General features: G+C 57.5%; 11 protein-coding genes. All 11 read right to left on the bottom strand.

What is annotated here, in order from left to right:
• Positions 1-35 precede the first annotated feature (35 nt).
• The 11 genes from AB5Y67_RS09205 to AB5Y67_RS09155 all read right to left on the bottom strand — a co-directional run bounded on the left by AB5Y67_RS09205 (position 36) and on the right by AB5Y67_RS09155 (position 13,519).
• Positions 36-1,646 carry a hypothetical protein gene (locus tag AB5Y67_RS09205; protein ID WP_368207684.1) on the bottom strand — a complete coding sequence of 537 codons (1,611 nt, stop codon included), beginning with the start codon at positions 1,644-1,646 and terminating at the stop codon, positions 36-38.
• Positions 1,647-1,783: 137 nt separating this feature from the next.
• Positions 1,784-4,057 carry a prophage tail fiber N-terminal domain-containing protein gene (locus AB5Y67_RS09200; protein ID WP_368207683.1) on the bottom strand — a complete coding sequence of 758 codons (2,274 nt, stop codon included), beginning with the start codon at positions 4,055-4,057 and terminating at the stop codon, positions 1,784-1,786.
• Positions 4,054-4,719: a DUF6682 family protein gene (locus AB5Y67_RS09195; protein ID WP_005360840.1), complete on the bottom strand. Its 666-nt coding sequence runs from the start codon at positions 4,717-4,719 to the stop codon at positions 4,054-4,056. Before AB5Y67_RS09195 ends, AB5Y67_RS09200 begins: the two co-directional genes overlap by 4 nt.
• A gap of 13 nt (positions 4,720-4,732) precedes the next feature.
• Positions 4,733-5,377: a hypothetical protein gene (locus AB5Y67_RS09190; protein ID WP_139747313.1), complete on the bottom strand. Its 645-nt coding sequence runs from the start codon at positions 5,375-5,377 to the stop codon at positions 4,733-4,735.
• Positions 5,377-5,820: a hypothetical protein gene (locus AB5Y67_RS09185; RefSeq protein WP_139747314.1), complete on the bottom strand. Its 444-nt coding sequence runs from the start codon at positions 5,818-5,820 to the stop codon at positions 5,377-5,379. Before AB5Y67_RS09185 ends, AB5Y67_RS09190 begins: the two co-directional genes overlap by 1 nt.
• Before the next feature lie 63 nt (positions 5,821-5,883).
• Entirely contained in the window at positions 5,884-6,273 is a 390-nt protein-coding gene (locus tag AB5Y67_RS09180; RefSeq protein WP_139747315.1) for a hypothetical protein, read from the bottom strand.
• A 55-nt stretch (positions 6,274-6,328) separates the two neighbouring features.
• Positions 6,329-7,546, bottom strand: coding sequence for a DUF4043 family protein (locus tag AB5Y67_RS09175; protein WP_139747316.1), 1,218 nt, complete (start codon positions 7,544-7,546; stop codon positions 6,329-6,331).
• A gap of 67 nt (positions 7,547-7,613) precedes the next feature.
• A complete protein-coding gene (locus AB5Y67_RS09170; protein WP_139747317.1) occupies positions 7,614-8,549 on the bottom strand; it encodes a hypothetical protein in 936 nt (311 codons plus the stop codon).
• A 272-nt stretch (positions 8,550-8,821) separates the two neighbouring features.
• A complete protein-coding gene (locus tag AB5Y67_RS09165) occupies positions 8,822-10,948 on the bottom strand; it encodes a hypothetical protein (RefSeq protein WP_005360862.1) in 2,127 nt (708 codons plus the stop codon).
• Positions 10,948-12,567, bottom strand: coding sequence for a terminase (locus tag AB5Y67_RS09160; RefSeq protein ID WP_368207682.1), 1,620 nt, complete (start codon positions 12,565-12,567; stop codon positions 10,948-10,950). The genes AB5Y67_RS09165 and AB5Y67_RS09160 overlap by 1 nt, the downstream gene beginning before the upstream one ends.
• A 4-nt stretch (positions 12,568-12,571) precedes the next feature.
• Positions 12,572-13,519: an IS30-like element ISAs2 family transposase gene (locus AB5Y67_RS09155; protein ID WP_019706001.1), complete on the bottom strand. Its 948-nt coding sequence runs from the start codon at positions 13,517-13,519 to the stop codon at positions 12,572-12,574.
• Between the last annotated feature and the right edge of the window lie 105 nt (positions 13,520-13,624).

Here is a 13,624-nt window from a genome sequence, read left to right as displayed (position 1 = left end):
CTGTGGGGTACCACTGGCACGAAAGGAGCTCTTACTCATTGCGCTGCGACCTCAGCAATACTGGAGCCCAGAGTAATGCGCTCGATCACCGCAGTGCCGGCAACCTCAACTTGCCAGCGGCGCCCCCGCAAAGGAGGCAACCGGAAGACGCCATCAGGTACCTGGCCTTCGGTAAGCGAGAAGACCCGAGCTCCATCGATGATCAGCGTGAAGCGACATTGGCTGATCAGGTCGCTGGTCACCCGGGCACAACCCAGCCTGACGCCGAGTGGCAACTCAAACTCTTTAGAGCGCCAGATCATCGGCAAGGGAGTCGCCCCACCTCGCCAATGATAAAGCTCAATGCCCTTGGCCAACATCAGCGCATCGAGTTGCATATCAGGTACTGCGGTATCCCAACGACTCGATAGCCAGCGCAGGTCTCCCGATTTTGGGTCGAAGACAAACCCATGGCTATCGGTCAGGGCCACATACTTGCCTTCGCTGTACCAGGCGCGCAGCGTGTCAGGTTTCATCACCTGCCATTGCTCACGGGTAATGATCCCCTCTGTGATCAAGGTTCCACCATCGGCCCCCACACCAATCAGCCCATCAGGTGCGGCGTAAAGAACCATGCCATCCAGTGCCACCATAGACCTCGCACTGACGCAGGCCTGTTGGACCGAGGAGAGCTTCTGCCCGGTGATGGCTGAGGGGGACGCACCTTGAAACAGATAGGGGTAACCCTTAGTACCCACAACCAAGGCTGTATCGATAGCGGCGATGGCAACAATGTCATGCTCAGTGGTCAGCTTGTACTTCTCTGGCCAGGCGTAAGGCAGAAACGGCTCTGAGAACAGCACGGCATTACCGATGAAACCGGCACAGATGCCATTGGCCATTTGGCAGATACCGCGCATCTTGTCCGGGGGCATGATGTAGCCATAGGTCTCAAGCACCGGCCCCAGTTCCCCATCCTTCTTGCTATCGCTGTGCGTCACAGTCGCAATGGCAAGATCGGCAACCAGCAGGTAATCCGCCATCCCACCACCAGATACCGATCGATAAAGCCGGCGCCGGGTGATATTGCTGTTGTTGGTAGGAGCCGGAGACAACCCCACCAGCACGGTGGAGTTTGGAATAGTGATGGTGACTTTCCCGCTGGCAGGCCCTGGCGCCCCCTCCTCTCCCAAGCCGGTTACATAGGTTTCAACATAGAAGCGAGTTTCGTCATCGGTGGGATTGTCATCTTTGCCACCCGCAGGCGGGGTGACGGATTGCATATTCGGTGGCGTCGCCGGGGCAAGCACACCAAGCCGATACCAGGCTGTTGGCTTGTTTGAGCCTCCCGTGGCGATAGCGTCATAAGTCAGCTTGGGGTATTCACCATCGGTGTAATAAATCCGGTTGTACTGGTCTTGTGCAATAGGCGAACGCATCACCTCGACTAATTTGTTCCAGGCAAACCAGTGAGCACCGTAATAGTGAAACAAGGTTTTGGGTACCAGAGGCAGTGCCAGGCCAACCGGCTTGTCCGCCGTCAACGGCGCTAATACCCCGCGATCAAAGTGACAATCCTGCGCCAGAGTGGCCGCCTCATCAGGCAATAGATGATCAGCCACTCGCGGCACCATCCCGCGCATGGTCACAATATCGATAAGTGACATGGGTGATCCTCGCCCTCTTAAAACGAAAAAGCCCCACTCGTGAGAGCAGGGCTATGTTGTGATTATGCTAACGCTGTGACTCAGGATGAGCAAGCTCTCTACGCATTACGCTGTCATCGTGTAACGATCCGCCCGCATCAGGCGACCCGTCTGATCTCAAGGAGCCGAAAACCGCTCCCGTTCGCAGGATTCTCTAGATGCTGATTCAAGATCCGTGGCTGTAGACCTGAAGAACTCGCAGGAGAAGTACCAAACTGGTTTGTGACACTCCCGTCATACCAGATCATGCTGGTGTACTTTGTGGTCAGATCTGAGTTTGCGTAAATCAACGTGTATAGGCCCGCCACCAGGAGACTTCTCACATCCAGCTTTGTGTTGGACAACATATTACCTAGCCATACAGCGTCAATCGTTGGCTTATCTGTAATCTCTGACCAGGTTGGCCAACGGGAAGCGGTGATAGGAACCTGATCGATTTGCCCCCAGGTGTGGCGATGACTGGCCGTAGCAAAATCAGGCTTCCCAGTTACCTCCCCCCAGGCTGGCCAACGGGAGGCAGTCACAGGGACCTGATCGATTTGTTCCCAAGTGTGACGATGACTTACCGCCGCAAAATCAGGTTTACCGGTCACCTCACCCCACGCAGGCCAGCGGGAAGCATAAGCGGGGATCCCCGTCAGTTGTGACCAGGCATGGGTGTGACTGGCCGCGGCCGCCCCTACCTCTGCAATCGTGGGCCAACGTGTAGCGTAAACAGGGATACTCGAAAGCTGAGACCAAGGATGGTTGTGCTCGGAGGGCGGCATGGTCACCGGCTTACCAGTGACATCAGCCCAGCCGGGTACCCAGCTTGCGGGCCGAGCCCCAACATCCACCGAGCTCAGCACAACCGCACCGGTCATGCCATTAATGGAGATCACCGCATCGGTGCCATCAATTTTGAACCAAGAACGAGTCGTAGGATCCCAGTGCAGGTAATCCCCTGCCACATAGGACACGCTGGTGATGACCCCAGGATGTGAGATCCGATAAAACGGGATCCCTTGATTGGGCGCCGGCGCTATCGGTGCGCCTGCGGCAGCACTCCACGGCCCAGACCAAACAAGCTGCGATGTGATGGCCTGCGCCCACTTCTGAGCCTGCAATGCCCAATGCAGCGCCGAAAACTCTCCGGGCCGCCCGTTAATATCATTTCCTTCTGGGCTCTGAGCCCAAGCTTCAGCCAGGCTCTTTGCCATACTCGCCTGCTGCGCACTGGTAGCGGCAGCAGCTTGATCCTGTGCCGCCTGACTTGCTTTATCACTGGCTGTGTCGGCCGCTGCACGCGCTTCAGCCGTTTTCGCCACCACCACATCACGCATGCCCTGAACGGCAACTTGTCCCTGCGCAACAGACGCCGCGTTGGTGCTGACCTCTCTACTTTGCACCGCTACGGTGGCCGCATGGGCAACAACCTCTGCAGACTTCGTTTGTACCACCGCACGATCAGCTGATACCTGCTGGGCCAATGTGGCAACCCTTCCTGCATGCTCAACCGTAACAACCTTGGCGCGCTCAGAGGCTTGGGCCGCAGAGTCTGCATTGCTGGCGTGAGTCAGGGCATGGGCTTCAGAAGCTGCAGCGGCGACCTTGGCGCCAAGAGCCGCATTTGCTTGGATAGTCGCAGTGCCAGCACTGGCCGTTGCATCACTCTCCTTGGTGGTGGCTGTCGCCGCACTTTTGCTAGCATTGGAAGCCTGGGCTGCAGCCGTTGCGGCACTTACCCCTGAGGCCGAAGCACTGGCGGTAGCTACAGTGGCTGAATCGCTGCCCTTGACGGCATAGTGCAGGGCGGAATATTTGCCTGCCACTACCGCCACATTCAACGGATTTTCTGCCCACTGCTGCGCTCGTGTGGCAAAACCGGTGGCCACAATCGCACTGGTCGCCGCCTCACCCGCTTTACTGCCCGCCGTATTGGCGGATACCAAGGCCGCGCTAGCCTGCTCAGCTGCCAGCTGGCTAGCCCGTTGCGCGGCACTCACGTCATTGCCAGTCTGGATCCGATCCCGACCGGTTGCCTCAGCCGCAGACTCAGCCCTTTGCATCGCATCCACAGCGCGACCTAGCAAAGGGGGCGTCAAGTCGATGCCACTATCGACCAGGATGCTGTTCAACGAGCCATCAATATTCTGCGCCGTCACGACCCCGGTCCCCTGATAATCCAGGTCGCCACACAGATCGTTCTGGGCATACACATCGTAGGTGCCCACTGCCAGCGGGAATCGATACCGGCCAGCCGTATCACATTTGAACGTCAGCACCGAGCCCATCAACACTTCACTGGTCGTGGTGAGGGACCGCAACTCGATGATCGCCCCAGGCACCAACTTGCCAGCGGGATCAGTCATCACTCCGTAGATGTGGATCATTGGCGCCGTCCATTGGTGCTGGCCTGGCTGTCTCGCATCGCTAACATGGTGGCATCTGTTTCAGTGCTGATCGATAACGCCTGACTGAATGATTGCAGGTGGAGTTGCCCTCTTGACGCATTCGCCGTCACCTCAGAGTCACGCATGAACGCGCGATAGATGATCCAGTCCAGACAGGGGGTGATATACCGGTCATCCACCTGAACGCTCACTCCCGACTCGACCTCGGATCTCGTTACGGGTGTAGGGAGAATACTGAGCACCAGCTCGACACTCATCCCAGCCTTCACTCCGGGGTACAACCAGAAGGCACTGATATTGGTGGGTTCGTGGATATATAGCTCCGCCTCTTCCCCACCGGTACTGCTGGCCCAGCTCGGGATTAAACTTTCCAGATCAGCGCGGGACACATAGCGGATCGACTTACCATTAAGCGTGTTGCGCTCAATATCTATCAGTTTGATGGTGCCAGCAGGCGCGGTTTGCCGAGTGCCTGCTGCACAGGCAAAGGGTTGAGTCTTAATGAAGATGTCCGGCCTGGCGCTGGCGATCGCGGATATCGCACTGTTGTAGTAAGAGAGCAAATCCTCCAGACCCCAGCTAATCCGCGGTGTATCGGTCAACTCAGTTGAGGCGCGATTCAATATTTCACTGACCAGCATGACTCACCTCATTTCAGAAGAAGTTTCGTTTTCTGACTGGATTTTGAACTCTTGCACTCTCGGTTTGCTCAATGCGGAACCGGTATGCAGAGCGGATCCCGTCATAAAACTTGCGACGATTTATCTGAGCCAGTTCAGGGTTTGTCCACGCTTTGGCGTGAAGCTGCTGCAAGAGATACCCAGCCCCACAGGCCAGCTCATGGGCGTAGTCTTCAACCAGAGCAGAGGGGATCAGCGTTGCGGTCGACAGAGGCTCAATGGCCCCAACGATGCAAACATCACTCAGCGGTTCAAGGAAGCGGATGGACTCAGCGGATTGTGCGTGATAGTGCAGACCTGGCGTCAACATGCAGCCACCAGCAGTAATGCGATGAAGCACTGACCCAGCCACCTGGGGTTCACGCACATTCTGCCTCGCCTGACGATTGATACTGCTAGCCAGGGCAAAGCTCACCGTCTGCCCCTCGAACACCTCATCAAACTGGCGCTCCAGATGAATCAACGTGCTTTCTTTGCAAAAGATGATGGCCGCCTCAATGAGGTAGCGATGGACTAATGCGTCAGCGCCTTCTGTGTGAGGCAAATGGAGAACCCGCTGGCGAACCAGCGAGATCAAAGGAGTGGTGCTCACCAACCGGCCATCTTGCACCGGTACCATTACTCGCTACCTTGCTCAACGGGCAGCTTGGCTTTCAGCGCATCACGCACCCGCAGGCGGAACTCGCCAACCTTCTCTTGCGGGCCTTGTGGGTCAATTTTCAGGTCATCCCCCTCTACCAGGGTCGCCAGCTGGGCAGAAGTCAGCTTGGCCAGATCACGGTCACCAACGATCATGCTTTGCTCTTCGGCAAAACGGGCCGCCTCCCGCGCCAGTCGTTCTGCCTCCTCGGCAGCCAGCTTGGCGATGGTCTCTTGACGCAGGATCTCACCAGGCAGGGCCTCGGCATGGATCCAGACAGAGGGGAACTCCAGCAGTTGCATGGCAATGTGGCTCTCAACATCTACGGTCACATGGCGAGGAAACACCATGCGGGAGCCGGTAACGGTGTCTTTCTTGCTCGGCTTGTCGCCGATATAAACCACGGCAATTTTGTCGCTCACGGCAATATCTCCAATCCTGAAATGAAAAAGCCCGGCACAGGGCCGGGCGCGCAGTGATGGGCGTTATAGGTTGCCAATTACTTCGTAATGTAGCTTGAGCTTGGCGGTACCGGTTGCCGCACCACCGCCGACAGTGAGGGTGATCTCCTGCCCCTCCTCGGTGAGCAGGTCATCCACCGGGATGTACTTGGCCACTGCGGTTACCGTGCCCTCAGCATTCACAATTGTGGAAACGCCGATCTTGGCCGTAAGTGTGGTAGCAGCTCCCAGCGCACTGGTGATCAGGGACACCCCCACCACCTTGAGGTTGGGCTCGACCTTGTCACCGAACACGATCACATCCCCTGCAGGCACCGCGGCTAGCTTGGCGATAAAGGTCGGGGAAATGGACAGGTTGCCGAAGGCACCGATAAACCAGCGGCGAGCCGTGGCAATGAGGTTAATCTTGGCCATGATATGGTCCTTTTATGGGATAGCGATGGGAGCCTCAACGTGAAGCGCCCCTTGATTAGCGGCCAGCCAGGCTCACTGCGGTGTCCAATGCCATGCAACCATGGTCCTGCAGATTGCCGTTCTTCTGCTTGAAGCGGATCTTCTGCAAACCACTTACCCATCGAATGGAAAGCTCAGTGGCATTGCCGTGGTCGGTTTTCTCTTCAAACATACCAAAGGAGCTGCCCTGCTCACCGGAACCAAACGCATTGGCCAGTGCCTGACCGCCCAGCAGAATGGCGCGGTCGATGGATGTTCCAGCTACCTTATCCACCTCAACACCATCGACCGAATTAGCCCCACAGACCTTCACTCGACTGCCCTGGTTGAAGCGCACCGGCATCCCTTTGTAGGACTTGACCAAGATCCCCCGCCACATAGCCCCTTGCCCTTTGAAGATCGGGTGGTTCCACCCCTTGCCACGCTCCATCGTCGCCGCCAGCATGGCGTTCCAATCCTTGCCCGAAGAGCTGGTGTAAAAGTCATTCCATTGACGTGGAGTCACATAGAGCACGTAAAGGGGTTCACCGCCGGAAGGGTCTGACACCATTCGGATGGGCTGGATCGGGTTGGCCATCTCGTCAAGAAACAGGGACATATTGTCCACACAACCCAGATTGAAGCGGTCAGCCGCATCAATGCCTTCAAAAGATGTGGCATCTCCACCGAAAAAGTGACGGTCATAGGTCGGCGCGGTGATCTTGTTAACCATGATCTCAGCGAACTCAGGATCATCAGCCAACGGCAAGATGATGTCGGTAGCAGCATAGTCACCACGAGCGCCTGCCAGTTGCACAAAACCACGCTGGTCAGTCAATCGAGCGTAATAGCCGTCCCCAAGCAGGGTGCGAGCAGTCTTGATAAGGTCATGCTTGGTGCGCTTCTGGCTCATTTTGCCACCCGCATCTACACCGTGACGGGTCTGGTTGATAGTCAGTCCAAAGTCGGCAAAGGCCAGACTTTCCAGACGACCGGCGATTTTCTTGTCGCCCATGGTGGGGCGGCCAGACAGCTGATGAAAAAGCTGCATATCTACTTCTGTGCCCGCGTTTTTGGTCAGATCCGTGATCCGAACGACGGGAGCACCAGCGCTGGTCTGTTTGCCACCGTTGACCTTCGCCCCCTTGGGCGCCTCTTCAGTCAGCATGTTGACCAAAGAGTGTGAGCGGTTGGCTGAGGTAAACAGCGCAACCTGTAAAATCTTATTGGCTTGCGCCGAGGTGACTTGGGTCATGATCCTCTCCTACATAAAAACAAAAACCCCGACACAGTGGTCGGGGTTGGCCTTTAACACGGGTGGGTTAATACCCGGCTTGTTCCAGCAATGCTTCGAGCTGGGCATCCGTCATGGCTCCCATCTCGGCCGTCAGATCGGCCTGAGACATAGCGCCATAACGGGCAACACCACTTTCGGGCGCTTGATGGGTTTGGCCGAGTGCCGAGGGACTGGACGGAATGAAGTCAGCGGACTTATCGGCTTCCATGCTGGGTGCCTTGGCGGGCGGTGGAGCAGTCTCCACCATGTCACCAAAGGCCAGCTTGGTGCGACGCGCTGCCTCTGCAAATCGCTCATCCAGTGACTTACCTTGCCACGCGGGGTCTACCTGAAGCTTTTCATCGACAATGATGGCGAAGTCGAAACGGTCTTGGTCCTGTTCCCGCCAGTTCATCAGATCAGGTACCGCCTGCAGAGCGGCCTGCACCGGATTAACGGCAGGTTGAACCGGTTGCACCACAGCCGGCAGCTCCAACAGCTGGATTTTGCGAGCCATTGCAGCCATGGCCTTCCCGATCTCCGGAAAGTCCTGCGCTAATTGCGCCGCTTCATCCGGGCTAAGTTGGTCGGGATCGGCATCAGGGTTAATCCCGTGCTTCTCCAGCAACGCCTGCAACTTGTCCCGCTCTGCCTGAGCTTGCTGAGAACTATTCAACTGCTCACGCAGGGCCTTGTTCTCATGGCGCGCCAGCTCAAGCACGTCATACGGGATAGTGTGTTGACCGTTCTTGGCCAGGATCACCTTCTCAGGTTCCTTGGCCACTTCATCGACCTGCCCGGCATTGGCTTGTTCGGTACTGGCTGCCACTTCGACCGCCGACGGCGCGGCCTCTACGTCCGTTTTCTCGGTGACAGTGCCATCTTCCAGCTCGGCATCGGGCGCTTGCTCGATCTCCGCCAACATGGCTTCCAGTTCGTCCAGGCTTTCCGTCCCAGTCAGGTTGTCGATGTTCGTATCCATGGTAATCCTCGTGGGTTTTCAGTGGGTGGTATCGCTGCCCAAGCGGGGGAAAGCTCTCAGAGAAAACGCTCCCCGGCTTAGACTGGGCACAAAAAAACCCGCACAAGGCGGGTTAAAAAGTGCACTACACGGTTGGAAAATTCTCACTGGAGATAATGAGCACCCAAATCGTAGTTAACAACTGGCAGAAATATCATATGAAAAAGGCCCAATCTCGAGAGACTGGGCCATGTTGGGGAAATCCTAACGCCGGCAGGTCAAGAAAGCAACAATCAGAGCGTGATAGCATCAATCTGTTGTTCAATGGTAGCAAGCAGCTGGGCCTGGAGGGCTGCCTGCTCGGCCTGGATCCCCTCTTGTTCAGTAACCAACAGCTCCATCTCCTGTAGAGTCTTGCCTGTCTGGGCCTGCTTAAGCGCATCCTCAAACCGGATAGAGTCGGTCAGCTTGGCTATCCGTTGGGCTTCTGCCTGCCACTTGGCCGCCTTGCCTTCCAGCTCAGCCAGCTTGGCCTGCATCTCACGCATGGCCATCTCCTGCTCCATCTGTTGCTGCTGAGCCTGCTGCTCGGCGGTGGCGCGCTCCTCCTCATCCATCTCCTCGAGATCTTTGGGAATGCTAAGGGCATTGCGGATCCGCTCCACAAACTCAGCTTTGCGCGGCACATCCATCAGCTCAACCAGCAGATCAAAGCACGCAGCAGCAGCTTCAGGCGGCAACTGTGCCATAGCCTGGGTCATGCGCTCTGCCAGTTGTTGCTTGTAAGCTGCTGTCTGCTGGATGGGTGCCAGGGCAATATGGGCACGCAGCCGGGTCACATCGTTACTGAGCTTGCCATCTTCCTGCTCCACGTTGATCACCACCGCCTTACGCCGGCGTGGGTCATCCCGGTTGACGGTCACCTTGTAGTTCTTCTTGGCTGCCAGCTCTTCAAGCAGATATGACAGCGCCAGTTGCCCCACCAGTTGGCAGCCCATCCGGTAGTTGTCGTTGATCTCGGAGAGTGTCGTGGCGCCCTGCTCGACCAGGTTGCTGATGGCAACACCTGACTGGCCAGTAGTCCCCTGCCCCAAGAAGGCGGCATAAACCCCCATGGTGTCCTGGATGAGCTTCACCGAATCCTGCATCACCTGGAACTGCTGGGCTGCCACGTTGAAATCCTGCTCCACCTTGAAGGCATCACTCACACTGGTCTTGTTGATGCGATCAGGGTTGAGCTCGACCAAGCCATCCGGGCGCTCAACCTGCTCCAACACCTGCTCCCGGGTCATGTTGGTGGCATCCTTATCCATGATGACGCGCTTGGCCTGCAGCAAGAAGGTCAGCTTGATACGGCGCAGATTCACCTCATCCTGAGCAGGAATGGCGCGGGCGATCAGGCCATAAGGTTCACCAGAGCTGTCTTTGCGGTATCCCCAGAACGGCACCAGCGGATACATGTTGTGGGGCGCACTGCAGGGGCGATCGACCAGGTGATGGGGACCCACGAACCAGGACTCGCGGATCACGGCTACCGGACGACGCTCCAACCTGGCGCGGCCCGTGGCAACAGCGGCAAGATGAAGTTGGTTGGTCTTGTCATATTCCAGTGCCCGGCCTGAGTCGAGCATCAGCACTTGGCGTGTGCTGAAGGTGCGGTAATAAACCACCTGCAGCAGCACCCGATCACGCTCTCGGCTACACCACTCGACCTGTTTGCTGTCAAAAGAGCTCCACTCATCGAAGGCACTGACCAGATCGGGAGCCATTCCTTCAATGGAGGTCAGGCTGACTATCCCATCCCAATCATTCACGCCCCACGTCAACGCCTCGGCCTTACTCGGAAACAGGGTCTTTGCTTCATCCAAATCAACCCAGCGGCGGCGCATCAGCCACCGGCAATCAGTCAGATCTGGCTCACGACTGTGCCAGTCCCAATACACTTCGTCCCGATGGATATTGCTGAACTTGTAGCGCGGACCGAATGGGTCATCCTGACGGCGCACCTCAACCCAACCGAGGCCGGTCTTTATCTGCCCGGCGTAAGCTTCACCGCGGGCCCGATCCAACCCTCCCAACCGGCACATGTCTGCATACTCGGCGTTAACCGCCTCCGCCATCTGCTCCAGCTCATCATCGTGCTCATCAGCAATGACCATCAGATCGGTTCTGCTCTTGGCCTCCATGCCCAGTACCCCATCAATGGTGGGGGCGATCAGGTTATGGATGGTGAGTGGCTGGCCGCGGTCGTCCAGCACCTTCTTCACGCTGGCAGGCAGCTGGTCATTGTCATAGTAGGCACAGGCACGATTAGCCAAAGAGCGCCAATCAGGCTGACCATTGATGTCACTCATCAGGTTGAGCAGGCGTGCGGTATCGAGGCCACCTTGTGAGGGGGCCTTGGGTTGGTTATTGATCATCAGTTGGCCATCCAGTGCTTGGGTTTACGTGCGGTGCCGGACTTGACGATGCGAGCAGGCATTCTGGCCCGCATCTCTTGGGCAATCATGTAGCTGACGAGCTGATCGTCGTAACAGCCGGTCTGGGCATTCATGCTGCCCCGTTTGTCATAGACGTAGGTGGTTGCTTCACTGATGGTGCCTATCCAGTAGATCCCGGACTGGCCGGCACGCAGCAGGTCTTTGAGGCCATCCACCAAGATGGGCTTGGATTGTCGCGTGGTGAGCCAGCCAAGGCGTGGGGTCTCATCATCCCGATCCCGGTCGATGTACTCCTGGGCGTAGATGCGCCGTACCGGATAGTGATCCCGCAGGGCCAGCAGCACCGCATGGCCATGGTTATTGCGCTCGGGGCCGATATAAGCCGGTCCATACTCCTCGGTGCCATACCACTTGCCGACATGAGCCAACAGCTGAGCAAAGAGACCAGGGTCAAGGTGCCCGTACCAGTGGGCTACCTGCCTGCCGTCACTCTTGGCTATCACATCACATGATGACCGGTCACCGTGCTCGAGGCCTTCTGCTACATCAGCGCCAATGGCGTAATCCTCGTCAGGGTCGGGCAGCTCCCAGACCAGCAGCATGTTCTCGAGCGAACGCTGCCCCTGTGCGTCCAATAGTTCAGGCTTGCGAGCCTTCTCGCGCCTGCCGGTAACCGGGTCGATGTCATAGACAATGAGCGGGGCTATGCAGTCACCCTCTGCGGCCATGGTAACTGTCGGGTCGAATACCCTACGGCCAGAAGTCAGGAACGCCTCCAGCGGTGTGCTGGGGAACTCCTGCTTCATCTCCGCACCCTGTGTCGCCTCCTTGAGCACATACCATTGCCGTTGCTCGTCACTGATCTTGCAACCCATCGCCTTCTCGACGGCAGCGAAGTATTCCAGCTGGGTTTTGCTGGCTGTCACACCAGACCTTGGGACCACGGCCGCATACTTCGGATCCTGCCACCAACCAAAGAAGTGAAACTTCCAATCCTGCTGTGTCAGCGCGTGAGTGGTTCGCTCCAGCTCGAGGGACTTCATGCTCATGCTGTGGAAATCACCGCCTACCCCTTCTGCCGTTGATTCGATGAACGCCACGCAGCCCGGGTGAATGGCGTTAAGGGTACCGGTTCGTACCTCCTTGGCCTTCTCTGGGTACTTGGCGCAGATCTTCCCGTGCTCTGACACATGCAGACGCTGGACGGTACCAGAGCGAAAGGAGGTGGCTACCTGGATACTGGAGCCATGGCGAAACAGGATGTAACCACCGTTGGCACCGCCGCGGCGAGAGGCTATTGGGAAGCAGGCCTTGAGCCACGTAGGCAGGTTATCGAACGGGACCTCAATCTTGGTGCGGTAGATCTCCCCTGCCGCGGTCAGGTCTTGGGCGATGATCCCGCACTTGATGTTCTTGTTGAACAGCGCCTCGTCCAACAGGTAGATATCGATGGCAGTGGAGAAACCTATTTGGCGCGCCTTCAGTACGATATTGAGCCACCACATGGTCTTGAACAGTAGCTCCTGCGCCGGTCGCAGCCTGAATTGCACCAGCTCACCCTGCTCATTCTCCGCGAATTCAACTTCGAAGTGCGACACTCGCCTATGCCGCCTGACGGTACTCTTCGAATACCTTGACAGGCTGCCTGAATCCGAGACATTTCCGAGGTCGTAGGTTGAGCCACTGCTCCGCTCTCCTGACATCCTCGTCCGTGACCTCTCTCAGGTCTGTTCCCTTTGGGATAAACTGCCTCAACAGCCCATTGCTGTTCTCGTTCAGACCGCGCTCCCACGAAGAGTAAGGGTGCGCAAAGTAAGTCTCGGCACCCAGCGCTTCCTCTATCGCCTTGTGTTCGGCAAACTCGCCGCCGTTGTCAAAGGTGATGGTATGCACCTGCTCGATGTAGGGAGTTAACATCTCGATTATCGCATCCCGCACCACCCCAGCCTGTTTGCTCGCGACCCGCTTGACCAGATAGAGCCGGCTCTTGCGCTCCACCAGGGTGACCAGTGCACCTGTGCCTTGCTTGCCCAGCACCGTGTCCGCCTCCCAATCACCGAGCCGCTCCCGGCTATCGACGATAGCCGGCCGTTCATCAATAGAGCGGGCTTCCTTGATGGGAGAACGCAGGCTGCTCGCCCCCTTGCGGTAGCGCTTGTGGCCCTGGCGCAGATGGCGGTACAACTGGCCACCCCGGGCTTTGTCGGCGGCCACATGGCGGTATATCCACTCGTGACTCACCATGAGGCCTATCTGCTTGCCCACCGCGCTTATCTGCTCCGGGCTCCACCACCAGGCGAGTGTCAGCTCGACAAACTGGATGACATCGGCAGATAGCCGAGATTTGGCCGCACTGGCCCGTCGGTGGGTGGCGTGCTGATGCGCATTGTCTGGCTGGTAGCCCTGCGGCCCGGCGTTACGACGCAGCTCCCGGTAGAGGGTGGAGCGATGAACGCCAATGGCGCGTGCGGTGGCAAGGATGGACATCCCCTGTGCGCGAAGCACCGATAACTGGTATCGTTGCCCCTCGGTCAACTGCTGATAGCTCATGGTGATACTGCTTTTACTTTGGCGAGCAGAAGGGTACCACCAATCAGCAGTTGGCCACCTCTCGCCATTCATCCATGAGTGTCGCACTTATTATCTGAATTCCCG

The organism is Aeromonas sp. s12, assembly GCF_040907925.1.
In the GTDB taxonomy this organism is placed as follows: Bacteria; Pseudomonadota; Gammaproteobacteria; order Enterobacterales; family Aeromonadaceae; genus Aeromonas; species Aeromonas veronii.
The sequence above is the reverse complement of the archived record's forward strand: the minus strand, read 5'-3'. Positions and strand labels throughout refer to the sequence as shown.

Bases quoted from the DNA above. Each gene is read 5' to 3' on its own strand.
- AB5Y67_RS09155 (WP_019706001.1), bottom strand. From the start codon at position 13,519: ATGAGCTATCAGCAGTTGACCGAGGGGCAACGATACCAGTTATCGGTG.
- AB5Y67_RS09195 (WP_005360840.1), bottom strand. From the start codon at position 4,719: ATGCTGGTCAGTGAAATATTGAATCGCGCCTCAACTGAGTTGACCGAT.
- AB5Y67_RS09180 (WP_139747315.1), bottom strand. From the start codon at position 6,273: ATGGCCAAGATTAACCTCATTGCCACGGCTCGCCGCTGGTTTATCGGT.
- AB5Y67_RS09170 (WP_139747317.1), bottom strand. From the start codon at position 8,549: ATGGATACGAACATCGACAACCTGACTGGGACGGAAAGCCTGGACGAA.
- AB5Y67_RS09165 (WP_005360862.1), bottom strand. From the start codon at position 10,948: ATGATCAATAACCAACCCAAGGCCCCCTCACAAGGTGGCCTCGATACC.
- AB5Y67_RS09190 (WP_139747313.1), bottom strand. From the start codon at position 5,377: ATGGTACCGGTGCAAGATGGCCGGTTGGTGAGCACCACTCCTTTGATC.
- AB5Y67_RS09200 (WP_368207683.1), bottom strand. From the start codon at position 4,057: ATGATCCACATCTACGGAGTGATGACTGATCCCGCTGGCAAGTTGGTG.
- AB5Y67_RS09175 (WP_139747316.1), bottom strand. From the start codon at position 7,546: ATGACCCAAGTCACCTCGGCGCAAGCCAATAAGATTTTACAGGTTGCG.
- AB5Y67_RS09205 (WP_368207684.1), bottom strand. From the start codon at position 1,646: ATGTCACTTATCGATATTGTGACCATGCGCGGGATGGTGCCGCGAGTG.